The following is a 25,706-nucleotide window of genomic DNA, read 5'->3' on the forward strand; positions in this document are numbered from 1 at the left end:
CAAATTGTTGGATTTCCTAATTTACGCGACTAAATTAAGCCGCGACTTCTGAAGTTGCTGCTTTACCAATGATGCTCTCATCTTCTTCATCGATGATGCCGAACTCCATAAGCAGTTCTTCAAGCTCATCCATAGACGCTGGGTTCGGGATAACAAACAGCTCGTTAGCGATGATTTTTTGTGCCAGTGCACGGTACTCATCCGCTTGATTACAGGTTGGGTCATACTCGATAACCGTCATACGACGAATTTCGGCACGTTGTACGATGTTGTCACGCGGAACAAAGTGGATCATCTGAGTACCAATCTTGGCGGCTAGCGCTTCGATAAGCTCATCTTCACGGTCAGTGTTACGTGAGTTACAGATCAGACCTGCAAGGCGCACACTGCCTGAGGTGGCGTATTTACAGATACCTTTCGAGATGTTGTTCGCGGCGTACATTGCCATCATCTCACCTGAACAAACGATGTAGATCTCTTGCGCTTTGTTCTCACGAATTGGCATCGCGAAACCACCACATACCACGTCACCCAGTACGTCGTAGAACACGAAATCGAGTTCTTCTTCGTACGCGCCTTCCTCTTCAAGGAAGTTGATGGCGGTGATTACACCACGACCTGCACAGCCCACACCTGGCTCAGGACCGCCTGATTCCACACAGCGCACGTCGCCATAGCCAACTTTCAATACATCTTCTAGTTCGATATCCTCAACAGAACCTTGCTCTGCCGCCGCTTCCATGATGGTGCTTTGCGCTTTGGAGTGCAGGATCAAGCGAGTTGAGTCGGCCTTAGGGTCACAGCCGATGATCATTACTTTCTTACCCGCTTCAGCCAAAGCCGCCACAAGGTTTTGCGTAGTAGTTGATTTACCGATACCGCCTTTACCGTATATTGCACATTGACGAATTGCCATGGTCTATCTCCTCATTTAATTAGACTCACGGACTATAGTGCGAGAAGCGTACCAAACTAACAAATCATTAAAATTCAATAACTTAAAAAAACAAGACAACGCTAATCACGACAATGAGTGTGAGGTTTGTCACCTTTCAAACAAGCCAATGTAAGAAAACCACAGGTTCGAGTACGGGCTCTGCCCTTCGGGGAGCGAGGAGTTCAACGCACGTAAGAAACTCCTTACACCTCGAAACGAAGTGAAACCCGAACCTCGAAACGAAGTGATACTCGCTTAAACATTGGGACGAGGTTCGAGTACGGGCTCTGCCCTTCGGGGAGCGAGGAGTTCAAAGCGCGTAACAAACTCCTCGCTACTCGGAACGAAGTGAAACCCGAACCTCGGAACGCAGTGAACCTGCTTTTAACTTATGGCGCAACGGTGCGAGAGTAAGTAGTCGATAAGGATTTTGATTCGGCTTGGTTGGTTGTTGTCGGCGTAGACTAGATAGATTGGGGTGGCGGGTGGTTGGAATGAATCTAGGATGACTTGCAGGCGGCCGGCGGATATGGAGCGGCCGAGCATGTTTTGTGGCAGTTGGACGATACCCATGCCTTTGTCAGCGCCGCGCACTAGCGCCATGCCCTCATTGATGATAAAGCGGCTATTTAGGTTGAGCGATTGAGTTTTGCCAGCTTGTTGAAACTGCCATCGCTCTGGCATACCGGTGATTTGTGAGCGCAGGATCAGGCACTGGTGCTGCTCTAGTTGTGCTGGGCTATCTGGTGTCCCGTGAGTCTCAAGATACTCAGGGGACGCGCAGGTGGTCAGTTGCTGTTCATCAAGTTTGCGGGCGATCAAGTTACTATCGGAAAGCTCACCTATCTGGATGGCTAAATCAAACTTATCCTCTATCAGGTTTGCTGGGCGATCATCGAGAATAATATCAAACGTCAGCTCAGGGTGATCTTCAGCAAAGCGGTGCAGTAAAGGCACGATATAACGACCGCCATAGACTCTCGGCAGTTTAATGCTGATATTACCACGTGGCGTACTCACCGAGTCCTGAATGCTGTTCTCAACGCTCTCCAAGTCCATCAAGATCGCCTCAAGCTTTTGAAACACCTGCACGCCCAAGTCGGTTGGCACTAGGGTTCGGGTTGTGCGGCGGATAAGGCGCACCCCATACGACTGCTCGAGACGCGAGACATTCTTGCTTACCGCTGAGGCGGATATGCCTATCTGGCGGGCGGCCTCGGAAAAACTGCCGTGCTTTACCGAATAGACAAAAGACAGCATATGGGAAAAGGAAGTGCTATTCACAGCGATGGCCAACGAGAAAAGAGGCGGCTATTTTGCCGCGCTTTCATGACGAAATGATGAAATCATTTGCAACTGATAGTCGTTTTAGTTGTGACCAAAAGTATCATTGTTTTGTCGTAATCTGCTCATAGAATGCGTACCCAGAAACCTTAACCGACACCCATTTTGTCCACTCAAACTCGACAAGGCTGTTATAAAATGAACAAATTGAACCTTCTTTCGCTTACCCTTGCGGCTGCACTTGGCGGTCAAGCTATTGCGGCACCAGTACTTTATACCAACGATTTCGAAGAGATCATTGGCGAGCAGTTCACCAAAGACACTGGCTTTGAGCTTGATGTGGTTAAGATGTCTGGTGGTAATCTGATTGCACGTATTGCCGCTGAGCGCAGCAACCCTCAGTGGGATCTTATCTTGTTTAATGGTGACAACACACTGCACTCACTCAGTCAGTCGGGTGACCTGAAACCCGGCCTTAACCCTGAGAACGCTGCTCATCTGACCGACGAGGCGCAAGCACTCGTGCCAGCCAATCAGTCGTTTTACCCTGTTGGCATCTCATCGGCTTGTGTGATTGTAAAACGCAAGGACAACCAGGTTGAGATCAACAATTATCAAGACATCACCAAGCCTGAGCTAAAAGGCTTGGTAGGCATGGCTGACCCATCCATCGCCGCGCCCGCTTATCCATGTGTTGCCGGTCTTTTCCACCAGCTTGGTGAAGCCCAGGCGAAAACACTGTTCTCTGATGCGTTTGATAATGGCCTGCGAATCTTTCGTACCAATGGCCCAACGGGTCGCGCCCTTCAGTCTGGTGAGATTGAGGTGGCTCTGTTGACCTCTCAGCAAGCGTACACTTTTGTTGAGCAAGGCGCCGACTTCGAGATCATCTGGCCAGAAACTGGCTCACCTGCGACTGTGCGTGCGTTTGGCGTTCAAACCAATACCAAGCACAGCGAAGCAACACAGGCCTTTGCCGAGTGGATGCTAAGTGCAAAAGGTCAGCAGTTCCTGGCAGATAATGGCGGTAGCGATGGCGTGTTCCGCCCAACTATCGAGCAGGCGAGTGAGGTCTCGTTTGGCCCTGGCGCTGACGTGCAGTACAACTTTACCCCAGTTCAGTTTGCTTACGACAACGACGAGGCAATCAAGAGCTGGTTTGCCGACAACGCGATCAACTAATCATGCTCAGTCAATCACCCTCTCAGGTGGAGCCGATGGCTCCATCTTGTCAAACTAGACCTAAGAAACTTGCCCAATGGCTATCACCGGATCAAGTCTTGGGGCTGTCCATTCTGTTTATTCTCGCGCTGTTAGTCTTGCTGCCAATGCTGATGGTGGTGATGCAGCCGGTGCTGCAGTGGCTTGAAGGCGGCTCGGACGCAGTCGGTCTGGGCGAGATTTTCCAGCGCCGTCTGTGGATGGCCTCGCTTAAAAACAGTCTCTATCTTTCTATCGGAGCTGGATTGCTCGGCGGAGTCATGGGGGCGATGCTGGCTATCGCGCGCCACTCATACCGCTTCCCAGGCAGTCGTTATGTTGACCTGGTGGTATGGTGTATCCTGATCATTCCATCGTTTGTCATCGCCCAAGGCTGGGTACTGTTTGCCAGCCGCTCTGGCATTGCTACTCAGCTCACTGGCTCGCACTTTATCTCAGAGCTGGTGTTCAACCCCAACGGCCTGGTGTTCATTATGGCGGTGAAAAACTTCCCGCTGGCCTACTTGGCGATGTCTGCAGCACTGCAGTGGAGTATGCGCAACCTAAGCCTAGCCGGACGCCTATGTGGCCGCCCTGCATGGCAGGTGTTTTTCACCGTGCGTCTGCCCCTGCTTCTGCCGGCTTTGTTATCTGGGATTGTGTTGGTGTTTATCGATACCATTGGCGATTTCGGCCTTCCGGCCGCGCTGGCCACCAGCTATCGCTACCCGACCCTGCCCTACACCATCTATGCGGCCATCAATCACTCACCAATTCGCTTTGATTTGGCGGGGATCCTGGCAACTTACCTGGCGATGATCATGTTTGTTGCGCTGTTCGTCTACTTTTGGATTCTGCGTGCGAGACCATATCAGTTTCTGAGCAGTCAGACTGGAATGCAAGAGACGCCAACCGCGCCCTATCCAAAACTGCTGGCAAGTGCAGTGTGGCTATTTCTGTTTGTCGCGGTCGGTATACCGATCGGTACCAGCTTAATGGTGTCGTTTATGGGCCAACTATGGAATGGATTCTTCATTGATAACTTTAGCTTCGACAATTACATCAGCCTGTTCCACAGCCGCTCACAGTTTGCCGAAGGCCTTAAGAACGCAATTACCATTGCCGGCCAATCCTCCATCTTGAGCGCGATCTTAGCCTTTTTGGCCGCGTACTTATTGACCTTCACCAGTAATGGTATGAATAAGGTCATTGACACCGCGTGTACCCTATCGATGGCGATCCCTGGAGTTATTCTTGGCGTGGGCTTTATCTTTGTTTGGAACTCGCCCTGGCTGTCTGCCGTTGGTCTAAATCTTTATGGCAAGTCCGAGCTACTGGTATTGGCCTCAACGGCGACCTCGGTCCCAGTTGCCGTGCGTATATTGATGGGCGCAATGGCACAAATCCCGGTCAGCCAATTAAACGCGGCGCGCCTCCAAGGGGCGGGATTAACGCGTCGCTTGTACACCATAGTGATGCCACTGGTGCTTACGGCGCTAATCTCAGCCACCCTATCTGGCTTTGGCTCAAGCATTTTCGAGTTGGCGATCAACTCAATGCTGCGTCCACCTCGCTTTGAGATGCTGGCCCCGTTTGTTAGCGCCCAGTTCGATTCCGGTGAGTACGGCATCTCAACCGCAGCCGTGTTCGTTGCAGGTGCGATTGCCGCCTCGATTATTGCGCTGTGCAATGCCCTATTACGCCGCCACTTTGGCCATTTGATTAAAGAGTAGTTTCAATATGTCGCATTTAACCCAGGCTCCAAAGGGTGCCTTTTTAAGCTGCGCGGACATCACGCGCTCAATTGGCCAACAGACCATCCTCAAGGATGTCTCATTCACCCTCGAAGAGGGACAGGTGTATTGCATTGTCGGCCCATCCGGCTCAGGTAAATCATCACTGCTAAAAATCGTCGCCGGTATCGATGCGCCGAACCAAGGTACGGTCACGCTGCAAGACGATGTGATCACCGATGGCATCAAGATGCTCCCTCCAGAGCAGCGCCGCATGAACATGGTGTTTCAAGACTATGCCCTGTGGCCACACATGAAGGTCAAAGACATTATTGGCTATGGTCTTAACCGCATGAGTAAACCAGAGCGTGAACGTCGCGTAGCAGGGATGCTTGCCTTACTGCAGATCTCACAGTATGCCGAGCGTTACCCGCGTGAGCTGTCCGGTGGACAGGCGCAGCGTGTATCGATTGCCCGTGCGATTGCCACCAATCCTGATGTGTTGCTGTTTGACGAGCCTCTGTCTAACTTGGATATTCAGCTGCGCGCGGAAATGCGCAGTGAGTTTTCTAAACTGTTCAAGAAACTCAACAAAACCGTGCTGTACGTCACCCACGACCCACTTGAAGCCTGCGCCTTCGCCGACAAAATCATCGTGATGAAAGATGGCGAGATTGAGCAAATAGACTCGCCGCAAGCCCTGTTCTCTGCGCCTAACTCACCTTGGATTGCGTCGCTAGCTGGGTTTGACTGCAAACTGCCGGTCGAGAACATTCAAATCGATCACTCTGAGAATCGGGCCAACGCCTATTTCCGTGGGCAGTACCTAAATGCCAAGCCGTCAACCAATGCCACTGTCGATAGCCGTCACCTATGGCTACGCAGCTCTGGCCTGAGCTTTAGTGACAAGCACGATCTTTCAACCAATTTACTGTCGGGTCGAGTGATAAAGTCCAGCTTTGAGGGCAGTCACTGGCGCATCGACATTGATGTCGGTAGCGAGGTAGCCATCCCTATCCAACATCCTCATAGCCTCGAGGCTAATCAATCAGTCACTCTGTTTCTACCTCAAGAGCACTGCTTGCTGATCAACGAATAAGGTTTACCATGAAATACACAATGAAAGTCGAGATCCCAGCAGGGAGCATCACGCGCTACGCCTTTGACGAAAAGGGCCGCATGAAGGTCAAACACTTCCAATCGATGCCAGTGAGTTACCCAGCTAACTACGGCTATATTGACGAAACGTTGGCGGATGATGGCGCTGCATCAGACGTGCTGGTCATTACCCGTGAGCCACTGCTACCCGCGACTTATATCGACATTAAAGTGATTGGTTATATTGATATGACCGACGGCGGTGAGAAAGATGAGAAATTTATCGCCGTTCCTGTGGAAGAGGTCGACCCGACTTACGCTGAGATTCACTCAGTGTATGACTTACCGAAAGCGGAGCTGGATCGAATCTATGCATTTTACAGCGTATACAAACAGCTACCACGAGGGCGCAAAACCGTTGTTCTAGATGGCTATAAAGATCAACACGCAGCACGTGAATTGTTGGAGCAAGCACAGATTCGGTACGCTAAGTCCGCCGCTTAAATGAAATTTGCTTAGGTATATTTATGAAAAAAGCACTCGAAAGTGCTTTTTTCATTTGTGCCTTGTTTCATCTAAATACAATAAAGCATAAGGCTAGCTCGCTTCAATGAGTGGATGATATGTTATTTAACTTTATATCTAAGTAGAACTTGATTGTCCAATACAACGTTTGATGACCAGATGAAACTGGCTCCGGCACCACTAAACTTCTCAATGAAGTTCATGTAAGAGTTTTTATTGTTCACGCCAATTTCATCCTCTGAATATTCAGTCGCTTTAGGCCATGAAGTTGCGTCAAACTCCTTTTCCATCCAGTTATCTGGTGTTTCCCAATAAGCTGCATAAGCATTCTCACCGCTATCCGTACCTTCTGTTGTGCAGTTATCCGACAGGCGTTTGTCACCTACCTCACTCAAGCAATTCAAATCATAGATAGGTGCAGTGTAAAATGTTTGCGCGCGCCAGTCGGGCCCCGTCACGGCCCCATCGCTAAAACTTGCGATAAAACCGCCATCACCTGGATGGTAGGCCTTACCACGGTTATCCTCTGTCCCTAGACCTAAGTTTTCTTCCCAGTCAATCACCTTGACCGCAATCGTATATGGCTTGTTAACTCTGAACTTGACGATACTAGAGTTAAATGGCGTGAAGGGTACACTGTCTATAGCAACAAGCTGACCATTAATATAAAGCTCGAAGTAGTTGTCAGCAAAAATATAGCCGGTGATCTCTTCACCATCGGCATCAATAACGGCTACGGGTACTGAGTCTTCATCGACATCGGCAATACTATCAGGAGTGATGTTGGCGCACTCTTCATAAAGATCGACCGCTTTGGGTGCGCTAGTGAATTGGTTTTTAGCAGGAACCGTCCATATCTTTCCATCCGCATCAACAATCTCACCAACGCCAGCCACTCGGCTGCGGCCATTTTCACACTCAAAAAGATTCGCCTCTACTGTTTTTGCAAGGCCTTGGGTTATGCTCGCTGAGCCTTGGTAATCATTGATTCTTGCGCTAGCACTTGGCTCGGACGGTGGAGTACATCCAGCTAGCAACAAGGCGATAGTCGACAGAGCGCATGCTTGATTGTTTGTAGTCATTATCAACGGGCTTCCAATGATAGGTCAGAAGCTTAAGGGTAGTATTTAATCTCAACAAATCTATGTGTTGAGATTGCTAAATAGCGAGGGGGCACATTAGCCCAGTTAATGTAAATCGGCTAACATGAATTACAGTTTTCCGTGAACGTACTACTACCCTTTCTTTACTATCTTCGCTCAACGTCTTAAACCACATTGATGTGATTTCCCTTACTTTCTATCACACCCTGATAGGGCCTACACCCATTACCTATCTATAACTGTGCACTTCTTGGCATTCATAAGAGCCCATCTCAAACTCTCGACATATCCAAGGTCTGTTCTCATAGATACTGCACTTGAAGGTTTCTCTATCTAGTGCTGAGCACCAACCATCTTCAAGTCTAAGCATGGTCTCTCCCCCCCAAGCATCCCTACTTATATGCTCCTCAGGAACTAAAGTGTCTGAAATAATCATAACTTCAAGGCGGCAACAGCAAGCCTTACAGTTTGAACAATTAATTTTTGACTTAATTTCATTTTTGACGGGTATGTTCATAAGCATTTACAGTTCAAATAATTCGTTAAATTTGTGTTCATCCAACATATCTTCGATTTTTCTTCTTGTTGATTTTGTGTTGTTACCATCACCTTAACTAGGTTTATTTTATTTTTTAGGTGATTTTTGATTACTGTTTTTAATTTATGCTTTCCTTAGCATGATTGAGAGCTACTCTTGAACGTGCCTATCTTAAATCCAGTGGCAGATAATGGACATCCCTCCATTTCTAACTCGGAAAAGATAAACTCTAGATTATACTGTTTGAAACAACTTTTGGGGATATATGACAATGTAGAGTGTCACTATTGGATTGGGGTATGCTGGTTAGCCAGTTTAGTAGTTCATTGTATAGGCTAAATTCAATTTAGAACATATGTTAAGCTCAGATTTACTTGACTGTCTATTTTTTCCACATGATTTTTTATACCAGTATCGCTGGCGACTAGTCCTTCGAGACAATAAAACTCCTGAATGTTATAAGTAATAGTATATGGAAAGAATATAGGTGCAATGCAATTGCATTACACCCCATGCTTTTATAGCGCGATAACATTCGACGCTTGTGGGCCTTTTTGACCTTGCTCGACGTCAAAGCTAACTTTTTGGCCTTCAGCTAGCGTTTTAAAGCCATCAGATGCAATAGCTCGGAAATGTACAAATACATCCGCGCCGCCGTTATCTTGTGAAATAAAGCCAAAGCCTTTAGATTCGTTAAACCATTTTACTGAACCGGTAGTTTTAGTAGACATAGATACCTCTAATAAATTAATAATTGTGAGACTTCGAGCAACTGCTATTTAAAAAACTATGACGAGAAGCAATCGCAGGAGCTAAACGAAGATATCGAAAGGAAACTGGGAAAGGGCTTGTACTAAATTTTCACTAATAGCTCGTTTGCAAGAGCTGCGGGCACTATACAGGTTGCTTTCAAAATGAACAGCTTTATTTTTTTTTTTTGAATTAGTTGAATCTGAGATGATTTGACTCATAGCAACAACCACTATTTATGCAAAAAGTTCACATAGATACGCAACATTCATACTAAGACCCTAAGTATGAAGGCTCTGTGTCATATTTTATCCAACATCAGGCTAACCTGACTAGCTTACTGAGGTGGTTTGCCCCAAGCAAATTTTAAGACACCCATAATATGGTCATTGGCTCAAAGTTCTCCGGCGTAAGAAGATCAAGAAGCTGACTGCCACTACGACGTGTTTTTAATACCACGTGCTCTTCCGCAAAAAAGTCCTGCTTGGAGATGTGCTCTTGTGTAAGCCGTGGGTGCTCTTTACGGCAAACCACCACACTCGGTTGCTCGGCGAGCTTCTCTACCACAAAGGCCGGGTCATTGGTTGTTGCATTGTCGATCATAAGTTCCACCTTGTTGGTGCGCAGATCTTCAAACGCTTGAGCTTGATTACTCGGCGGCAAAACAAATTTGACCCCGTCGAGCGTCCCAATGGCGTGCAATATCGCCTCGACACCATACCCAATTATCCGTCGCTCGGATGAAAATGCCCCATTGATCAAATTCATTGCCGTCTCCAACGGCTCAGCCATTGCCACAGCTTTTGCTGTTGGTACAATCCCCCCGCCCTTCTCGAACAAACAATGGCATTCCGGTACTCTCTTCCAAGCGCTTGACCGCCTGGCTAACCGCTGACTGGGTCATATTCAGGGCTTTGGCTGCTTGCGTGTAAGAGCCGTTGCTGTATACCGCAACGAACACTCTAACTAGATTAAGATCCAATTGCCGACTCCTAGGTGCTTTGTTTGATGATGCTCACGGGTGCTTTGCGAGTAAGAGGAGCTGCGTTATCACTTTGCAGCATCGTGTCAATGTAAACATCCCTTTTGGCGATAACAAGCGCACGTAGCGCAAAATCGGCTTTTCCTTTCGGCTATAGAACTGAAAATCAAGATACTCTTGAGCATATTCACTTGGTCATACCGCGTTTTTTCCCCTAGTAGGTTTCACCTGGACTCGGCGGGTGTAACATCATCCCAAGTTTGCACAAGTTTGTATCATCTGAATCTCGCCATAGCTGGCGGTCCTTATCAGTCAATAGTCATATAATAAATGATGCACAGAGATCGCAGGAGAAAAAGGCGCAAGCAAGCCTTTATTGTGGTCAGTCATGGGTTTAATAATATTGTCTATGCTCTGTGGTCGCAAAACAAGTCTACATACTAGTAAAATGCTATGTGTAAGGAGGCACAATGAATATAGGTATCTATATCTACGATAAAGCAGAAGTGCTAGATTTTTCAGGTCCATTTGAAGTTTTCAGCACTGCAAAACGGCTGGGAGCGGATTATAAAAACGTGTTCCTCATATCGGAAACTAACAAGCCCGTTTTGGCTCGTGGTGGGTTTAAAGTATTACCTGACTATACGATACAGAACCACCCTAATATCGATCTATTGGTTGTCGTTGGTGGGGTTCATACCGATGAAATGGGTAAATCAAACATCTTGAACTGGTTAGCGCGTATTGCCCCTCAAACTAATGAAATTGCTTCTGTTTGCACAGGGGTGTTCCTTCTAGCAAAATCGAACTTACTTGATGGCCACATAGTTACTACTCACTGGGAAGATATTCCAGACTTAACTGCCCAATTTCCTAACCTGCAAGTTATTGATAATCGACGTTGGGTAACATCAGGGAAATACACAACATCAGGAGGGATATCAGCGGGCATTGATATGAGTTTGCATCTTGTTTCTAAGCACCACAGCCTTGAGTTTGCCAAGACAGTGGCAAGGCAAATGGAGTATAACTGGCAAAATTGTGAATAGCACATATTGAGCGCCTGTTTAAGCATCGAAAAGTTTCGAACTTTATTGTCTAGTTTCAAATTTTATTGTCCAGCAACACTGGTAACGATGCTTGCTGAATGTAGAAGTGGCTAAGCATCGACAGCAAAAGGCAGTGGTTGGTCAGCTTTGATTACACTGTGTTGGGCCTTCGCCTTGACAGTACTATGCCTATGTACATTAGAGCCTTTGATTTCATGTCTTTGAATGTACGGGCAGTAGACACCCTTTTGTAATAGGGTGCCTGCTGCTTAACTAGACTTTCAACTTATAACTCTGAGATACAGGAAATATAGCCGGTGCCGGAGGGGGATGAGGTGGAACCATCCCTAAGGCTCATTTGTAGACTACCCACTCCACGAATCACCCAGTAACGCTTAGCGGTCGGCCAATTACGTGCATCAAACATATTGCCGTATGCATCAAAGAGATCCATTTTTAGCTCATTCTCTGCCGGCAAGCGCCAGTTTGTTCGTCCGCCGATACCTTTGGTGTTGTAAGTCGTGCACAGTCTATTAGCGTTGCTTAAGTTGAAATGCTGAAATGTTCCTGCCTGTTCAGTGACCGTGCCATTATTTGGACTACCACCGATACTGCTTAAGTAATACGCTGAAGGTGAGTTGGTAAATAATTTACCGTCGCCTACATCCAAGATATCAAGGCATGCACCAGCGATTGAAATACATACATCTACCTTCACTACATTACTGGTCTGACTATCATAAGTAGCCGTTACCGTGGTGTTACCCTCTTCAATACCAGACAACAAACCTGAAGCTGTCACCGTAGCGATATTGGTATCAACTACCGTCCATGTCACTAAGCCTGTTATCTCTGAGACAGTGCCGTCACTGTACGTCGCGGTGGCCATTAACTGCTCAGTCATACCCTGCTCTACATTGACTTTCTCCGGGGTCACTTGAATCACGGTAATGACCGCTGCCGAGACACTCACCGTCACAGGCGCACTGGTCACGCCATCTTTCGACGCTGTGACTGTAGTACTGCCCACGTCAACCCCCGTCAGCAAACCCTCTGATGTGACCGTAGCGATATTCGTATCGCCTGACATCCATGTTACGAAGTTTGTGATGTTAGAAGTTGTGCCATCACTGTATGTCGCCGTGGCGACTAAAGGCTCAATTTGCCCTTTTGCTAGACTAATTGGTGAGGTTGTTACTCTCATCGGTCTAATTGTTACTTCTATTGATGTCAGTATTGCTGCCGAGACAGTGACATCGACCGTATTGCTGGTAATGGCGCCTTTAGTCGCTGTTAGTGTCGTGCTACCTATGTCAACACCAGACACCAAACCCGCTGATGATACTGTAGCGGTATCCGTATCGTCTGAAGTCCACTCCACTGAGTTTGTGATATCAGAGGAGGTGCCGTCATCGTATATCGCTGTAGCCGTTAATGGCTCACTTTGACCTTTCGCGACATTGACTGTCGCAGGCGTCACTTGAATCTCTGTCATCACCGCTGCTGGCGAAACCGTCACATTCACCCTATTGCTGGTCACGCCATCTTTCGTGGCGGTCACCGTCGTCGTTCCCACTTCAACACCAGATAGAGTCCCGTCTGCTGTGACCACTGCGGTCGCCGTGTCGCTTGAATCCCAAGACGCTATCGTCGTGACGTCAGCAGACGTGCCATCATCGTAGGTCGCGGTTGCAGTCAATGATTCTGTTTGACCTTTTGCGACATTGACCCTAGCAGGGGTAACTTGGAGCCCGGTCATCATGGGATCCGTGACCGTGACATTCACCTCGTTACTGGTAATACCGTCTTTTGTGGCATATATGGTGACAACGCCCAGCGTATCACCACCCACTAGCACTCCGGGCTCGTCAAAATAGCCAATATCTTGATCGGAGGTATGCCAGTCATCGATAGCTAAATCCGTCAATGTTTCTGATGAACCATCAGAGTAGTGACCAACAGCCTCAAAGGGTTGCTTGCTGCCTCTCACCAGCGTTAAATCACTGGTTCCTCTTGTTGTTGGCATCGGTGCGGTGATATCGATACGCTCCAATTGAGCTGCATCACCAGTGTCCCCATCACTTCCTCCAGAGCCGGAGTTACAACCGACTAACAGTACTACTAGTGGTAAACAAACGATCGTAAAAATACGCCTAAATAATTTACTCATCATAACCTCTGTTCCAAATGTCCCTAAAATCAAGTAAAAGGGCAAAAAATGTACAACAAAGGCTATCGGTTTACGTATCTATAGTAAATCGAGCGCATATGATCTTAGTTCCAACAAATGATTAAAAAACATGCAACTACAGAATGTGAGGTGCTGCTCAGTCTTGCACTTTAGAAGGTCTTGTTTAGCTCGTTAAACTGGGGGGATTGAGTAAGCGCCCCACGATCCCCCATAGTACGCTTTGATAATCTAAGTACCAAGGGAGTCACCGTATTCTATTTTTGGTCATAAAACACCTACCCGGGTTCGAGAACAGATATAGGGTGGCAAGGACAAGACGTGCTCACAGACATTAGAAATTCCACGGCATAAGAAGTGTGGCTCAAGCTAGACGTGCAAGATTAAAAGTTGCTTACAATCGTACCTAAAGTTTCTTAGAGAATAGATTGCATATAGTGTTAATATTTCGCCCAATTTTTCTAATTAAAACAAGGTACTAATGTGAAAAAATATGTTTACTCACTGCTATGTTGTTAGCTAGTGGGTGCCATTCAGACAGTTCAAGCACGGAGCAAGACACATCTCGCTATGTAAAAATAGGATTCGATTGGGGTGTAATCACAAGCCCAATGAGTCGCTCGAGTAACAACGATGACTTTGAATCGCACATTGATATCGAGAACTACGTTATCTACGTAGACGGTGAGAGAGACGATTTCGTCGGAACCTTCAACTTAAATGAATCAATTACTGTCGCTGTTAGCAGTGGCTCAGTGATTGAGGTCGTATCAGAAAATGAGGCTGAGCTACTTGAACTACCTGTAAGTGACTCCTACGTCGTAAGAGGTGAATACACTGTAACGCTTGCAGACGAAGGCAAGGTTACAATACCGCTGAAAAACGAGCATTTTACTTTCGTAACCGCAGAAGACACACCAAGCTTACTTGGTCTTACGATTAATGACACCATCATCGAAGCGACAGAGAACTGGTACCGTCATGGGTTTGTCAATGGTGAATCTTATGACATCGTTTTCCAGATGACTAATTTTGACTTCGAGAATAGCTCTGAAGCGAAGCCTGGTTACCATCATCATTACTACTCTGTAGAAACGGATATAGACTTCGATTGGGATGAAAGTTGGGAGCAAGAAAATACTCCAATCATACCTTGGTGTGCCTACGACAATCTCGTCAATCTAGAATGTAACGGTTACAAACTCATTACAAAAGATCATGCCATGCCAGCTAGTTTTACTTTGAATATGAGTGAAGATCTGTACAGTGCACAAAGCCTCGCCAACTCCATTTTTGACGCACCCTATTCTGGTCGTCGTGTAAGAGCGACTTTTTATACTCACCATCCAATATCTGGCATCATTAGAGAACATGAGTGGTTAGTAGGTACGTCGTTTATATCTTTCTTAGGCAGTCGATATTACGACGTTTTTGGTAAATCACCTGACAATGAAGAAGTAATGGTTACTTTCAAAAGCGAGCCACTCGATAATAGGCCTCTTGAGATAGGCAAAATTAAACTTGAAAGCAATGATTGCTTAGTTGGTTTTTATCGCAAGTTCGGAAACCGTGTGGAGCAGTGTGAAGGCCACGATTTTGAGTTGACTACAGGGGAAGCAAGTAGTTACGAGAACCTTTCATTTTACAACGTTCTTGAACCGGGCAAAGAGCTTTACCTCCATGATATGGCGGAGCCAAACATTATTTTTGGTGTGAAAGATCAAGGTCAACATACTTTAAGGCAAGTAGAAATTCATACCTTGGGTGGAACAGTGCTTTGGAGGCCTGCCAACCAATCGTGGGAAGATTTTATCAGCATTATAGATAATTTTCAGTTATCAACAGGCCAGAGTGTCACTATTAACCTTGGATTTATTTTTGACAGCAATGCAGAAGAGGACAGTGTAATCCACATTGAAGCAGTCGAGTTTAAATCTAAAAATGAGATTAACTAAATAGTATTTACCAAAGAACGCTCATTCTCATTTTTGCTAAATTAAACAAGCCATTAAAAACTAAGAGATGACGTTATAATCCGCCTTGCCCTCTGTGCAAACTAAGCAAAAACCGCCCTCTCTGCTGAGGGCGGCTTGATTAATGATGAGCCGTTAATTGCTTACAGCTTGTACTGACCCATCACACCTTCTGATACTTCCATTTCACTGGTCACATCACCGAAGAGGTCTGGACGGTAAGCTTGAACACTGTAGTTCTTGCCATCGTTCAGCTCATTAAAGTCAACGAAGAAGTGCGTATAGGCATCACCAAACTGGTAACGTACCTGCATAACTTGCTGATCAAGGTTGTAGCCCACCGAGTAGATGGTTGCGTAGCCACGCATCTCGCCAGCAGCGTTAGGGCGGTTTGCCGCATCAAGTGGCACTTTGTAAGTCACACTGTCAAGCTTAGCTAGGCCATTGGTGTAGCTGGTCGGCTCTTCCAATTGCATCTTCATAAACTTGTTCCAAACAAAACGCTGTGAAGACAGGATATTGCCTGGCACGGTTAGGTCACCATGGATCACTTCGCCCTCTTTTGGCTTCGTCTCTTCCCAGTTTGCTAGGTGCTCTGGGAAAGTCGGGCTGTTTACCATCACGTCATATTCTTTGCCGTGGTAAATATTCCAACTGCCATCAACGAACTCAAGGATCGCTGAGTCGCCGCTAGCGTCTTGAATCGAATAGTGACCACTCATTTTGGTGCCATTGGCTTCAAATTGTTGGATCTCAATTTGATCTAGATTTTTTAGTGCTTGTTCAACGGTCGCGTAGCTATCCAACAAGTAAGCGACAAACGTTGCGTTAAGCACTTGGTCTTTGTCGCCAGTTAGGTCACCCGCCGATTCCTCATCGAGGTATAGGGCATTAGCCGAAAAACCTGCCTCATTAAAGCCATCGACGATACCGATACCATACAGTGTCATACCGATCGAGGCGTACTTAGAGGTCCACACTCGGCCGTTCTCCGACTCATGACCTTTGTAGCTCTGTCCCGATGCGCGTACTTCTACCGTTGGGAAGTTTTCTTCCATCCAGTCCATGGTGCGACTTACGAACACTCCGTGTTCTTCTGTTTCCCAAAGAATTCGGGAACAGGCATTCGCTGCGGTTGAGAAAGAGGATACTGTAACTGCTGCCATCAATGCGATCAGCGGCTTCTTAGTAAACTTCATCATTGTTATACCTTTTTGACTGTTTGTTTCGTGGAACAATGTACGCCAAACTTTCCTGCAGAAAAAATCAGGTTTGTTGTATAATCTGCAACATTCAGTCAAATTGGAGGTAAGCAACTATGCCTAACGCCACCTTTGAACAATTAAATGCCTTTGTCGCCGTGGCTGAACACGGCTCGTACAGCCAAGCGGCGCGCAAAATTGGTAAAGACCGCTCTACTTTGCATAGACAAGTCGCAGAGCTTGAGATTGATTGGGGGGTTACTCTCTTTGAACGCAGTGGTCGCTCTCCGGTTTTAACTGACGATGGTCAGTCACTGCTACGCCCATCACGCTTTATTGTTTATCAAATGAATGCACTCCAAGTGGCGACGGATAGCCTCTGTGCTGGGCAAAAAACCGAGCTGACCATATGCTATGATCCCTCGATTCCTGTCGAAGTGATCGCAAGGTTTGATGAGCAGTTCAGGCTGGCATTTCCGCAAACCATAGTCAATTGGCTCCAGCGCACATTAGACGATGCATTGGGTATGCTCGAGCAAAGTGAATGCGACTTTGCCATCACGCTCAATAAAGGTGCGATTCATCCCGATAAGGGCATTAACTTCCTCAACTTAGGGTATCCAAAGTTTGACTTCTTCGTCCATCAAGATTCAGATTTGTTAGACATGGGAAGAGTGTCAATGGTCGAACTTCAGCTACAAAGGCAGTTCGTGCTAGAAGGCTTTACTTTTGGTCCTCTCGGGAATCAAACCAAAATCTCGTCTAAGGTCAGCTTACTCAGCGACCCTAGATTGTTGGTCAACCTACTATGTCGAGAAGGATATGCGCTACTTCCTACCTTCCTTATCAACCAGTTTGGGCCGCAGCTCAAAAAGCTTGAAGTGGATTTCGCCGTTCAGTCCGGCCACTATGGCTACGTGCTTCTATCACCTTCAACATCTGTTAGCCAGCCCCTAGAGCAAGAGATCACTCAATTGATCAGCCAGTGGTTTATGCAAGCAAGCGGTTGATAGTAAATTCCATACCTCTGATGGTTTGGTAGTTATCCCACAACCGAGTTCCAGCCAATAAGAGACAACTGTAACTTGTCTAGCTGACCAAAGAAATTGCAATCGTCAACATGATCACCCCAACCAAAAGCTCTAACACTTGCCAAGCTCGAGGTTTTTCAAATATCGGAGCTAATAAACGCGCACCAAATCCAAGCGTAAAAAAGAACACCAATGAGGCGGTGACCGCCCCTGCTCCAAACCAAACGTGATCGGGTTGGTACTGAGTAGAGATGGAGCCGAGTAAGACAACGGTATCGAGATACACATGTGGGTTGAGCCAGGTGAACGCCAAACAGATGCCGACTGACCGCCACAGCGATGCCGAACTCTCACCCGATGGATTAATCGCGTGACGAGCTCGTAGTGCTGAACGAAAGCTGAAGATGGCATAGGTGGTCAGAAACAGTGCCCCTGTGTAGCGAGCAACGACTTCTATTTGAGGAAACTTTTCCACCATAGCACCAAAACCAGCCACACCAGCGCTGATCAAAAGTGCATCTGATATCGCACACACCGAACAAACGGCAAAGACATGCTGCTTTTTTAGGCCTTGTTTCAACACGAACGCGTTTTGCGACCCAATCGCTAGGATTAACGACAGCCCCAAAGAAAAGCCTGCTATGAAGGTAGTCAATCTCGTCTCTCTCTATTCATCTAACTTATTTAATCGGATACCAACTTGTCTGAAATACACACTCTGTTAGGGGGAAGCGCCTAAACTGATGCATCTTGTTTGAGGCACCCAGATATAGCCCTGTTCAACATCACCATATAAGGTGCCAGAGCAACCAGTTTGATACAACCCAGCGATGTACAAGCAGATTATCGCATCTAATACGTCCTCGTTAGTTTTGACTGCTCGTCCTTTGAGGCTATTGATATAATCCGGCTGCAGATAGATGCCTAGACTGGAGTCAATCAACAATGGCATTACTGGAGAACTGTGTAGCTGGGTTATCAATTGAGCAAGACGGATCTGCCCAGCTTTCTTCTCTGCAACCCGCCCTTTTTTATACAGCAGGCGCTCAGACAGCGCAAAGCACTCAATCATCGCAGGGTGAGGATAGCACTCGATTTGCCATTGCTTTCCCTGTGCATGCTGATAGCCCTGCGTCTCTAGCTGTTGAGCAAGCGCAACGCTAGAGGCGTCTGGATATAGGGTTTGGTTCGTCGGATGGCAAGCTGCCTTGCGCGAGGCATAGTCGCGCCCCAACTGCCTCTCGCCATCACGCTGCCCGGTGGCATTATTGATGATTAGTGGGGCATCAATCGCAATACCCTTTACCCTATCGCACGTCCGTATTCGATTTACAATACTCTCCGCCCCATAAAGTGCCGAATCAATCGACTCTAGGGTCAACTTACCATCGACTAAATGCCCAATCGCCAAGGCGCTGGGGTTGGTTTCGGTCTGCCATGCGAGATCTATTCCAATCAATCTCATCCCTTTGATTAACCTCTTCTATGAGCTAAGCCACATTAACGGTAGCCAAGGCTAAGCACGTATGCGCGAAAATAGATCACCGATACCAGCAATAAAACACTCGACCAAATGATATTGATTAACGCGCCGCCAACAATGCGCAATACCCAATCTAGGTCACTTAAGTTCGTGATTGGCGAGCTAAAGACCAATGCAGCAAGCGCTGCGATGCCAGCGACAAACATCAGTGTAAGGGCGTACTCCTGGGTTTGCTGCCAACTTGAATTAAGTGCTTCAAACGGCTTTTTGTTATCCAGTACGGTCTCAAACTCGGCAAATCCCAGCCGCGCTGAGAGGTAAAGGCCTGGAATAATTAAGGCAACCATGCCGATCATGACGGAAACACCATACAGTATATGTACAATCAATAACCTAACCCATTCAGCCATCGAGACAGACGGGTCAAAACAGCCACCCGTTGCGACAGATGCCATATACTTGATCAGTCGGCACATGTAGTACGACTGACCAGAGAGCGACAGTGCGACATACACCCATGACATCATCGGATGTTCAGTGACCTCAACGAAGGCTCCCAATAATGCGATTGTGCACAAAAATGGCCCAATAATAGCGGCCATCGGCCAAAAGTTGGCTCGGATGAAGTAAACACTCTCGGTGATTATTTTACTCATGTGGGTCCACATTCAGCAAAGATGACTTACGCCAGTATATCAACTAACTAAGCACTATACTCAAGTAACCTTAATATGCAGTTTCAACATCGATATAACAGGGAGTAACTCATGATAATACGTGCTAGCCTGATTGCGATCGCTCTACTGAGCAGCGTTTCCGTCACGGCGTCAAACGGATTGATAACGCTAAAAAGTGCGTCAGATGTGACAACCACTGCCGATAAGCTGGAACAAGCACTGCTTGCAAAAGGGATGACCGTATTTGCCCGCCTCGACCACGGACAGGCAGCGCAGCAAGTTGACGTCGATTTAAGGCCAACCCAGCTCGTTATCTTCGGTAATCCAAAGGTTGGTTCACCACTCATGGCGTGCCGTCAAACCGTTGGCATCGATCTGCCGCAAAAAGCGCTCATCTACCAGGACCAACAAGGACAAGTCTGGCTCTCCTACAACGACCCAACCTATCTCGCAACGCGCCATGATATTAACGGATGTGATGCAGTACTGGCCAAGATAGAGGCCGCACTGGCGGGATTTGCTAAGGTGGCTACCTCTGAATAGGGCGAGAGGCGAGAGGCGAGAGGCGAGAGGCGAGAGGCGAAAGGCGAGAGGCGAGAGGCGAGAGGCGAGAGGCGAGAGGCGAGAGGCGAGAGGCGAGAGGCGAGAGGCGAAAGGCGAAAGGCGAAAGGCGAAAAATCTTCCAACCTCTACCAGTGCTGTCAAGTGTAACGCCACCTCGAGCGCAGCGTACTCGCAGGGCAAAGCCCGATCTCGACTCTCGCCTCTGCTCTTAGATCACTTCCAACGGCCCACCAAACGACGTAACTGGTGGCAGTTCCCCGGTGAACTTCTCGAAGTCTACCAAGCAGGTGTTAGCACTGGTGGCCTGGGCGAGCTCTGAGGAAGGGATATCCTGCGTTAAAGTATTGGGGTCACCGTAGGTATCGAGGGCGCCGACTTGCTCGTTGAGCGGACCATACCACGCCCCTTCCTCGATGCGCACTACGCCAGATGGATAGGAATCCATCAATACCGCACCGGCTAACAGTTGGCCGCGGTCATTGAATACTCGAACCACATCCCCATCCTTGATGCCTTTTTTCTTCGCATCATCGGGATTCATATACACAGGCTCTCGCCCTTGCACGGCATAGGTCGCCCGTAGCTCTTCTGATTCACACATCTGTGAGTGTAGGCGGTGGTCTGGGTGACACGACTGAAGCCAGAATGGATGCTTTTCTGACCCTGGTCCGCCGTGTGAGCGCTCCGATTTCTCAAACCACATCGGATGTTCTTGGCAGTGCTCGTAGCCCATATTGCCAATCGTACGGCTGGAGATTTCGATAAAGCCTGACGGTGTTCCGAGTGCGTTGATCTCAGGATCATCACGAAACGATGCATGTCTGGTCCATGTGCCACCAACACCGAAATCTAATACACCTTGCTGCCAGAACTCATCAAACTCCGGCATATCGAAATTACCTTCGTTAGCGGCTTTGCAGCTATCATAAAGTGATTTAACCCACTCCATCTCTGACATGCCACGGGTATAGTCTTTATCCCTGCCCCAGCGCGCCGTCAGCTCGGTCATGATATCGAAATCAGTCTTAGACTGGAAAAGCGGGTCCACCAGCTTGTGCATCGCAATCAAACCACGACCCGAGTAGGCGCCATAGCCATCGATATCATTACGCTCAAACTGGGTACACGCCGGTAGAACAATATCGGAGAAGCGACAGGTCGCAGTCCAGGCAAAATCAATCGTAACCACGGTTTGCAGTGCCTTGAACGCCTTTTTCATGTTGTTGCGGTCTTGGTGGTGGTGCCAAGGATTATTGCCACTGATCACCATCATTTTTACGTCAGGCAGCGTCACCACCGAGCCATTAGCATTGATTTTTTTGCCTGGTTCAAGCAAGCAGTCAACCCAGCGTGCTACGGGTATGACTCGGCTGTAGCCATTGAAATCTTGATTGGTATATTTTGGCGTTTGCCCTTGGTCAATGTTGAGTGGGAAGGAGCCCGGTGCGGCAAACCCAGTTGATGAGACCCCAATACCCGAATAGTGGTGCCCATAAGAGATACCACCGCCTGGAAGGCCAATCTGGCCAATCATAGAGGCAAGCACTGCCGCCATCCAGTAAGGCTGTTCACCATGTTGTTGGCGCTGGATACTCCAGCCAACCAAGATTTGCGTACGGCCAGTGACCAGCATTTTGGCAAAATCACGGATCTCCTGTGGTGATACACCACAGATCTCCGATGCCCATTCGGGGGTTTTCTCTACCTTGTCCTTGGTCTCACCCTGCACATACTTAATAAAGTCCTCAAAACCTAGACAATAAGTTTCAATAAACTCTTTATCATACATGTCTTTATTGTACAGCTCATGAGTAATACCAAGCATAAACGCCACATCGGTTTGAGGGTTGATATAGCGCCATTCATTCTCGAGGAATCGCGTGGTTTTGCTACGCACAGGGTCAACGGAGACCACATTGACCTCTTTGTTGGAGACTTTCTGTTTCAGCTGTTCAATAAACTCAAACGAATCATGGGTTTCACAGGTCCAACCCACTTGAAGGTTTTTGACTAGATCATTGCCCCAAATAATGATGTTGTCACTGTTTTCGAGGATCAGCTCCCAAGATGTACCCTGCGCATAAACTTCGGTCGAGCCAAGCACATAAGGCATTATGGTTTGCCCCGCCCCAGTTGAATAGTCGCCGACTTTTTTCACTGAATAGCCGTGCAGACCCATGGCTCGCTGCATATGATTGTTACAACTGTGCATTTGCCCAGTTTGACGCCAGCCAGTTTGCCCGGTGTGAAGCGCCCATGGGCCATAATCGGTTTGGACCCGCTCAAGTTCACGATAGAACAGATCCAAAGCCTCATCCCAAGTCACGCGAACAAAGCGATTGTTTCCGCGCGTGTCAGCTGCATACTTGTGCTTTTTCAGCCAGTCTAGGCGCACCATGGGATAGCGCACTCGAGAGGGGCTATAGATAATGCCCTTGATACCATTCAACATATTAGTTGGATGCTTATCCAGCTCAAGGGGCACAATCTCTTGCACTTTACCGCCCCAGACCCGCGCGCGAAACGCGCCCCAGTGAGAACCTGAAACCTTCCATGTGCCCTCTGTTTCTGCTGCGCTTGCCGATACTGACGTCAACAAGCTTGGTCCTATCACTGAGGCTGCACTGGTACCGGCGACCCCTTTAAGAAAGCTTCTTCGTGTAATTGCCATGTTATCGCTCCAGTAGACGCAGTATTAGTGATGACCTTCAGCAAAGTCTGAAGAGTGTTTTTGCAGGTACTTAAGGACTAAGGCTTCGGTATCTTTATCAAAGTTCACAAACGCGATCATCCCGTCAAGCATTCCGACCCAACCATTGGCACTAAAGTGCGCCTCTTCTGGTTGTGTGTGGCAGGTTGAACAGTTAGTGACGTAAGACTCACCGGCTGCGTTCCAAATCGGATCAAACTCAGGCACCATCGAGCCTTTCTTCATCCACAACTTGACCGAAACTTCTTCCCAAGGCAGACCCGTTAGCTCATCTTCTTTGGAAGCCCCAACTGTGATCAAGTCACTCTGTGACACCTCACGGGTTAGAATTGCTGTGGAGATATTCATACCGAAGTCTTCTTGCAACACGCGGCCAAACCCTTTTGATTTACGCCAAGCATCAATTTGCACCTCGATCATGTCACCTTGCTCGTTAACAATCGCAACTTCACTTGCAGGGCTTAATAAGCCAGCTTCGGTGGCGCCACTGGCATCGGTGTAGAGAGGAAGATGGCGAATCGAGATGACCTCATTGCCTTTCGAGTAACGAGTGCTGTTAGCCACCTGCTCGAGATCACCGACAATACCGCTCGCCTGATCCATATCTTTAGGCAGTGCATGAGCGATCCCTTTGTGACAATCGACACAGCTTTGATCGCGCTCCGCGGCTGACTGCATCTGAATCCGCGCGGTTGGAGACATTTGCTCGAAGTCCATCGATTGGTAATTGTGGCAGTTTTTACATTCAAGCGAGCCGTTGGCTGAGAAGCGGTCCCATTCATGACGCGCAAGCTCAAAACGACGCTCTTCAAATTTTGCCGGGGTATCTAAACCACCGAAAATCTGCGCATACACCTCTTTGGAGGCTTGGATTTTACGCGCAATTTTATCTGTCCAATTGTGGGGGACATGACAGTCCGGGCACGTTGCTCGAACACCAGAGTGATTTTTCCAGTGAACCGTATCTTGTAGCTCTACGTACACATTGTCACGCATGGTATGGCAGCTGATACAAAACTCTTCGGTGTTGGTTGCCTCGAGGGCTGTATTGAAGCCGCCCCAAAAAATAACGCCGGCGAGAAAGCCGCCTAGGGTGAGAACCCCTAAGCTGATGTGAACAGCCGGGCGTGTCATAACACGCCAAAGTTTGCGAAGTAAAGACATAAACTTTTTCTCTGAAATACGTTACCTGTGACATGCACAGGGAATAAGAAAAGGATGTTAGCCGTGAGTACCTGGAGGACCAAACACAAACACCTGCAGCATCCACACAATAAAGCCGTAGCCGCCGACCAGTACAACGCTAAGAACCGGAAACAAAAGTACCGAGATGACTAAAAAGGCTTTCCACTCCAACGAGCGCTGCTCATCAGCTTCTGCTTTGTTAACTTCATTCATACAAAACGCCTATCGATTTTGGTTAAGACACAAACTCATCTTCGCTGAGCGCGAACACTTTTGAGTGAGTTGTTAAAAGCGTAGACCATACCCACTAAGATACCCAAGCCCGCACGCCAACATCTAGCACAAGAAATGCCCTCTATTTTCGCGCTTTTTGCATCACCAATTGCACTTGATTTAAAGCCTTTGAAATCCACCAATGTGTTTTATCAAAACTAGTTTGAAAAAGCGGTTGACTCGCTGCTAGCCCCTATCAATTGGGCGTCTATCAGTTTTATCCACAGAAAATGTGGATAACATGTGCCTACCTCGCCCTATTCAGGTTATGATTTAACCACTGGGAATTTTGCTAGGGATATAAAGATGAAAGTAGTCGTGATCGGGGGTGGTTGGCTAGGCGTGCCACTCGCCATTGAACTGGAGAAATCTGGCCACACAGTCGTGATCAGTAAGACTTCGCCTGAAGGAGCTGAGGCGCTAAATAACCTTGGCTTTAGTACCGAAGTAGTTAATCTAGGCGGTGATTCAACCCAAGCTATCATTGAGCGCCTAAAGTCGTATTCTCCCGAAGTGATCATTGGCTGTTTCCCTCCAGGCTTTCGTGCTGCACAAGCCGATGTCCACTCAGCGAGTTATCAACAAAAATGGCACCAACTGACCGAGGTCGCTGAGCATCTTGAGGTTAATAAGCTGGTGATGATCAGCACTACGGGGGTTTATCCTTCAGTGGATAAAACGATGACCGAAGAGAGTGTTACGCTTAACGATAGCCATCTGAGTGATAAGTCTCGCAAGCTACTCATGGCGGAGCATTGCGTATTGGAGTGCGCAGTGCCTGCCACTGTCCTGCGGTGCTCAGGCCTGTTTGGTCCCAAACGCCACCCGGCACGTTTTGTGCGTCATATGAAAAGTGTGAGTGATAATGCGCCAGCGAACATGGTGCACTTAGTCGATGTCATTGGAGCCGTTGATTTCCTCTTAACTCGCGGCGAGCAACAGATATTCAATGTCACAACGCCCAATACAGTCAGTAAAGCCACGTTCTATCAGCATGCGATAGGAACGCTTGGTCATGCGTCGCAGGCACCTTTAGCTCTGCCTAGCATCAACCATCACCCAGATAAGTTGATCGTCTCTGACAAGCTAGTCCAGCATGGCTACCGCTTTTATTATCAACACGTCTATGAGGCGCTGGATAGCTTAGCCGAGCAGAAAGAGTAACCATTCAATTAGGCAAAATGTAAAAAACCCGAAGCATAAACTTCGGGTCTTATGTAT

General features: G+C 47.7%; 24 protein-coding genes. 9 read left to right on the forward strand and 15 right to left on the reverse strand.

Features of this window, described 5'->3' with window-relative positions; all coding sequences use genetic code 11:
- Positions 1 to 34: 34 nt before the first annotated feature.
- Together nifH and ACZ5R2_RS12680 are read right to left on the reverse strand one after the other, a co-directional pair.
- Complete coding sequence (gene nifH, locus ACZ5R2_RS12675) at positions 35 to 916, reverse strand: nitrogenase iron protein (protein WP_464899740.1); 882 nt, start codon at positions 914 to 916, stop codon at positions 35 to 37.
- Positions 917 to 1,321: 405 nt separating this feature from the next.
- Positions 1,322 to 2,221, reverse strand: coding sequence for a LysR family transcriptional regulator (locus ACZ5R2_RS12680; protein ID WP_464899741.1), 900 nt, complete (start codon positions 2,219 to 2,221; stop codon positions 1,322 to 1,324).
- A 198-nt stretch (positions 2,222 to 2,419) separates the two neighbouring features.
- Between ACZ5R2_RS12680 and ACZ5R2_RS12685 the strand changes: the two genes are divergently transcribed.
- The 4 genes from ACZ5R2_RS12685 to ACZ5R2_RS12700 are packed head-to-tail and all read left to right on the forward strand — an operon-like array spanning position 2,420 to position 6,756.
- A complete protein-coding gene (locus ACZ5R2_RS12685; protein ID WP_464899742.1) occupies positions 2,420 to 3,403 on the forward strand; it encodes an extracellular solute-binding protein in 984 nt (327 codons plus the stop codon).
- A gap of 35 nt (positions 3,404 to 3,438) precedes the next feature.
- Positions 3,439 to 5,154 (forward strand): ABC transporter permease, encoded by a 1,716-nt coding sequence (locus ACZ5R2_RS12690; RefSeq protein ID WP_464899743.1) that lies wholly within the window; start codon positions 3,439 to 3,441, stop codon positions 5,152 to 5,154.
- Positions 5,155 to 5,161: 7 nt separating this feature from the next.
- Positions 5,162 to 6,253, forward strand: coding sequence for an ABC transporter ATP-binding protein (locus ACZ5R2_RS12695; RefSeq protein ID WP_464899744.1), 1,092 nt, complete (start codon positions 5,162 to 5,164; stop codon positions 6,251 to 6,253).
- Positions 6,254 to 6,261: 8 nt separating this feature from the next.
- The gene (locus tag ACZ5R2_RS12700; RefSeq protein WP_464899745.1) at positions 6,262 to 6,756 is read left to right on the forward strand and encodes an inorganic diphosphatase; all 495 of its coding nucleotides are present in this window, start codon (positions 6,262 to 6,264) and stop codon (positions 6,754 to 6,756) included.
- Between the two features lie 122 nt (positions 6,757 to 6,878).
- On the opposite strand, the gene ACZ5R2_RS12705 is transcribed toward ACZ5R2_RS12700, so the two are convergent.
- The 5 genes from ACZ5R2_RS12705 to ACZ5R2_RS12725 all read right to left on the reverse strand — a co-directional run bounded on the left by ACZ5R2_RS12705 (position 6,879) and on the right by ACZ5R2_RS12725 (position 10,150).
- Complete coding sequence (locus ACZ5R2_RS12705) at positions 6,879 to 7,859, reverse strand: hypothetical protein (protein WP_464899746.1); 981 nt, start codon at positions 7,857 to 7,859, stop codon at positions 6,879 to 6,881.
- 250 nt (positions 7,860 to 8,109) lie between these two features.
- Complete coding sequence (locus tag ACZ5R2_RS12710) at positions 8,110 to 8,397, reverse strand: YkgJ family cysteine cluster protein (protein ID WP_464899747.1); 288 nt, start codon at positions 8,395 to 8,397, stop codon at positions 8,110 to 8,112.
- A gap of 539 nt (positions 8,398 to 8,936) precedes the next feature.
- On the reverse strand, positions 8,937 to 9,149 hold the full coding sequence (cspE, locus tag ACZ5R2_RS12715; protein ID WP_464899748.1) for a transcription antiterminator/RNA stability regulator CspE: 213 nt from the start codon (positions 9,147 to 9,149) through the stop codon (positions 8,937 to 8,939).
- A 385-nt stretch (positions 9,150 to 9,534) separates the two neighbouring features.
- Positions 9,535 to 9,936 carry a LysR substrate-binding domain-containing protein gene (locus tag ACZ5R2_RS12720; RefSeq protein ID WP_464899749.1) on the reverse strand — a complete coding sequence of 134 codons (402 nt, stop codon included), beginning with the start codon at positions 9,934 to 9,936 and terminating at the stop codon, positions 9,535 to 9,537.
- Between the two features lie 16 nt (positions 9,937 to 9,952).
- On the reverse strand, positions 9,953 to 10,150 hold the full coding sequence (locus ACZ5R2_RS12725) for a LysR family transcriptional regulator (RefSeq protein ID WP_464899750.1): 198 nt from the start codon (positions 10,148 to 10,150) through the stop codon (positions 9,953 to 9,955).
- Between the two features lie 470 nt (positions 10,151 to 10,620).
- On the opposite strand from ACZ5R2_RS12725, the gene ACZ5R2_RS12730 reads away from it, so the two are divergent.
- Positions 10,621 to 11,199 (forward strand): DJ-1/PfpI family protein, encoded by a 579-nt coding sequence (locus ACZ5R2_RS12730; RefSeq protein ID WP_464899751.1) that lies wholly within the window; start codon positions 10,621 to 10,623, stop codon positions 11,197 to 11,199.
- 286 nt (positions 11,200 to 11,485) lie between these two features.
- On the opposite strand, the gene ACZ5R2_RS12735 is transcribed toward ACZ5R2_RS12730, so the two are convergent.
- Complete coding sequence (locus ACZ5R2_RS12735) at positions 11,486 to 13,372, reverse strand: Ig-like domain-containing protein (RefSeq protein ID WP_464899752.1); 1,887 nt, start codon at positions 13,370 to 13,372, stop codon at positions 11,486 to 11,488.
- Between the two features lie 770 nt (positions 13,373 to 14,142).
- On the opposite strand from ACZ5R2_RS12735, the gene ACZ5R2_RS12740 reads away from it, so the two are divergent.
- Complete coding sequence (locus ACZ5R2_RS12740; RefSeq protein WP_464919417.1) at positions 14,143 to 15,342, forward strand: hypothetical protein; 1,200 nt, start codon at positions 14,143 to 14,145, stop codon at positions 15,340 to 15,342.
- Between the two features lie 161 nt (positions 15,343 to 15,503).
- Here ACZ5R2_RS12740 and ACZ5R2_RS12745 read toward each other — a convergent pair whose 3' ends face one another.
- A complete protein-coding gene (locus ACZ5R2_RS12745; protein ID WP_464899754.1) occupies positions 15,504 to 16,562 on the reverse strand; it encodes a linear amide C-N hydrolase in 1,059 nt (352 codons plus the stop codon).
- A 116-nt stretch (positions 16,563 to 16,678) separates the two neighbouring features.
- Between ACZ5R2_RS12745 and ACZ5R2_RS12750 the strand changes: the two genes are divergently transcribed.
- A complete protein-coding gene (locus ACZ5R2_RS12750; protein ID WP_464899755.1) occupies positions 16,679 to 17,572 on the forward strand; it encodes a LysR family transcriptional regulator in 894 nt (297 codons plus the stop codon).
- A gap of 79 nt (positions 17,573 to 17,651) precedes the next feature.
- Here ACZ5R2_RS12750 and ACZ5R2_RS12755 read toward each other — a convergent pair whose 3' ends face one another.
- The 3 genes from ACZ5R2_RS12755 to ACZ5R2_RS12765 form a co-directional block, all read right to left on the reverse strand.
- Positions 17,652 to 18,248, reverse strand: coding sequence for a LysE/ArgO family amino acid transporter (locus ACZ5R2_RS12755; RefSeq protein WP_464899756.1), 597 nt, complete (start codon positions 18,246 to 18,248; stop codon positions 17,652 to 17,654).
- A 66-nt stretch (positions 18,249 to 18,314) separates the two neighbouring features.
- Positions 18,315 to 19,058 (reverse strand): DUF429 domain-containing protein, encoded by a 744-nt coding sequence (locus ACZ5R2_RS12760; protein ID WP_464899757.1) that lies wholly within the window; start codon positions 19,056 to 19,058, stop codon positions 18,315 to 18,317.
- A gap of 35 nt (positions 19,059 to 19,093) precedes the next feature.
- Positions 19,094 to 19,732 carry a hypothetical protein gene (locus ACZ5R2_RS12765; RefSeq protein ID WP_464899758.1) on the reverse strand — a complete coding sequence of 213 codons (639 nt, stop codon included), beginning with the start codon at positions 19,730 to 19,732 and terminating at the stop codon, positions 19,094 to 19,096.
- Between the two features lie 111 nt (positions 19,733 to 19,843).
- On the opposite strand from ACZ5R2_RS12765, the gene ACZ5R2_RS12770 reads away from it, so the two are divergent.
- Entirely contained in the window at positions 19,844 to 20,296 is a 453-nt protein-coding gene (locus tag ACZ5R2_RS12770) for a DUF302 domain-containing protein (RefSeq protein ID WP_464899759.1), read from the forward strand.
- Positions 20,297 to 20,525: 229 nt separating this feature from the next.
- On the opposite strand, the gene torA is transcribed toward ACZ5R2_RS12770, so the two are convergent.
- From torA to torE, 3 genes are read right to left on the reverse strand one after another with little or no spacing between them, the layout of a single operon-like run.
- A complete protein-coding gene (torA, locus tag ACZ5R2_RS12775; RefSeq protein ID WP_464899760.1) occupies positions 20,526 to 22,988 on the reverse strand; it encodes a trimethylamine-N-oxide reductase TorA in 2,463 nt (820 codons plus the stop codon).
- A 24-nt stretch (positions 22,989 to 23,012) separates the two neighbouring features.
- Positions 23,013 to 24,191, reverse strand: a complete 1,179-nt coding sequence (gene torC, locus ACZ5R2_RS12780) for a pentaheme c-type cytochrome TorC (RefSeq protein ID WP_464899761.1) — start codon at positions 24,189 to 24,191, stop codon at positions 23,013 to 23,015.
- A gap of 57 nt (positions 24,192 to 24,248) precedes the next feature.
- Positions 24,249 to 24,425, reverse strand: a complete 177-nt coding sequence (gene torE / locus ACZ5R2_RS12785) for a trimethylamine N-oxide reductase system protein TorE (RefSeq protein ID WP_438457879.1) — start codon at positions 24,423 to 24,425, stop codon at positions 24,249 to 24,251.
- A 366-nt stretch (positions 24,426 to 24,791) separates the two neighbouring features.
- Between torE and ACZ5R2_RS12790 the strand changes: the two genes are divergently transcribed.
- Positions 24,792 to 25,649: an NAD-dependent epimerase/dehydratase family protein gene (locus ACZ5R2_RS12790; protein ID WP_464899762.1), complete on the forward strand. Its 858-nt coding sequence runs from the start codon at positions 24,792 to 24,794 to the stop codon at positions 25,647 to 25,649.
- Positions 25,650 to 25,706 lie beyond the last annotated feature (57 nt).

It is taken from the genome of Vibrio sabulosilitoris, assembly GCF_055391395.1.

What these genes read in the sequence shown, in the direction of transcription:
- nifH (WP_464899740.1), bottom strand. Translation starts at nt 916, where the DNA reads ATGGCAATTCGTCAATGTGCAATATACGGTAAAGGCGGTATCGGTAAA.
- ACZ5R2_RS12685 (WP_464899742.1), top strand. Translation starts at nt 2,420, where the DNA reads ATGAACAAATTGAACCTTCTTTCGCTTACCCTTGCGGCTGCACTTGGC.
- ACZ5R2_RS12690 (WP_464899743.1), top strand. Translation starts at nt 3,439, where the DNA reads ATGGCTCCATCTTGTCAAACTAGACCTAAGAAACTTGCCCAATGGCTA.
- ACZ5R2_RS12695 (WP_464899744.1), top strand. Translation starts at nt 5,162, where the DNA reads ATGTCGCATTTAACCCAGGCTCCAAAGGGTGCCTTTTTAAGCTGCGCG.
- ACZ5R2_RS12700 (WP_464899745.1), top strand. Translation starts at nt 6,262, where the DNA reads ATGAAATACACAATGAAAGTCGAGATCCCAGCAGGGAGCATCACGCGC.
- ACZ5R2_RS12705 (WP_464899746.1), bottom strand. Translation starts at nt 7,859, where the DNA reads ATGACTACAAACAATCAAGCATGCGCTCTGTCGACTATCGCCTTGTTG.
- ACZ5R2_RS12710 (WP_464899747.1), bottom strand. Translation starts at nt 8,397, where the DNA reads ATGAACATACCCGTCAAAAATGAAATTAAGTCAAAAATTAATTGTTCA.
- cspE (WP_464899748.1), bottom strand. Translation starts at nt 9,149, where the DNA reads ATGTCTACTAAAACTACCGGTTCAGTAAAATGGTTTAACGAATCTAAA.
- ACZ5R2_RS12720 (WP_464899749.1), bottom strand. Translation starts at nt 9,936, where the DNA reads ATGAATTTGATCAATGGGGCATTTTCATCCGAGCGACGGATAATTGGG.
- ACZ5R2_RS12730 (WP_464899751.1), top strand. Translation starts at nt 10,621, where the DNA reads ATGAATATAGGTATCTATATCTACGATAAAGCAGAAGTGCTAGATTTT.
- ACZ5R2_RS12735 (WP_464899752.1), bottom strand. Translation starts at nt 13,372, where the DNA reads ATGATGAGTAAATTATTTAGGCGTATTTTTACGATCGTTTGTTTACCA.
- ACZ5R2_RS12745 (WP_464899754.1), bottom strand. Translation starts at nt 16,562, where the DNA reads ATGATGAAGTTTACTAAGAAGCCGCTGATCGCATTGATGGCAGCAGTT.
- ACZ5R2_RS12750 (WP_464899755.1), top strand. Translation starts at nt 16,679, where the DNA reads ATGCCTAACGCCACCTTTGAACAATTAAATGCCTTTGTCGCCGTGGCT.
- ACZ5R2_RS12760 (WP_464899757.1), bottom strand. Translation starts at nt 19,058, where the DNA reads ATGAGATTGATTGGAATAGATCTCGCATGGCAGACCGAAACCAACCCC.
- ACZ5R2_RS12765 (WP_464899758.1), bottom strand. Translation starts at nt 19,732, where the DNA reads ATGAGTAAAATAATCACCGAGAGTGTTTACTTCATCCGAGCCAACTTT.
- ACZ5R2_RS12770 (WP_464899759.1), top strand. Translation starts at nt 19,844, where the DNA reads ATGATAATACGTGCTAGCCTGATTGCGATCGCTCTACTGAGCAGCGTT.
- torA (WP_464899760.1), bottom strand. Translation starts at nt 22,988, where the DNA reads ATGGCAATTACACGAAGAAGCTTTCTTAAAGGGGTCGCCGGTACCAGT.
- torC (WP_464899761.1), bottom strand. Translation starts at nt 24,191, where the DNA reads ATGTCTTTACTTCGCAAACTTTGGCGTGTTATGACACGCCCGGCTGTT.
- torE (WP_438457879.1), bottom strand. Translation starts at nt 24,425, where the DNA reads ATGAATGAAGTTAACAAAGCAGAAGCTGATGAGCAGCGCTCGTTGGAG.
- ACZ5R2_RS12790 (WP_464899762.1), top strand. Translation starts at nt 24,792, where the DNA reads ATGAAAGTAGTCGTGATCGGGGGTGGTTGGCTAGGCGTGCCACTCGCC.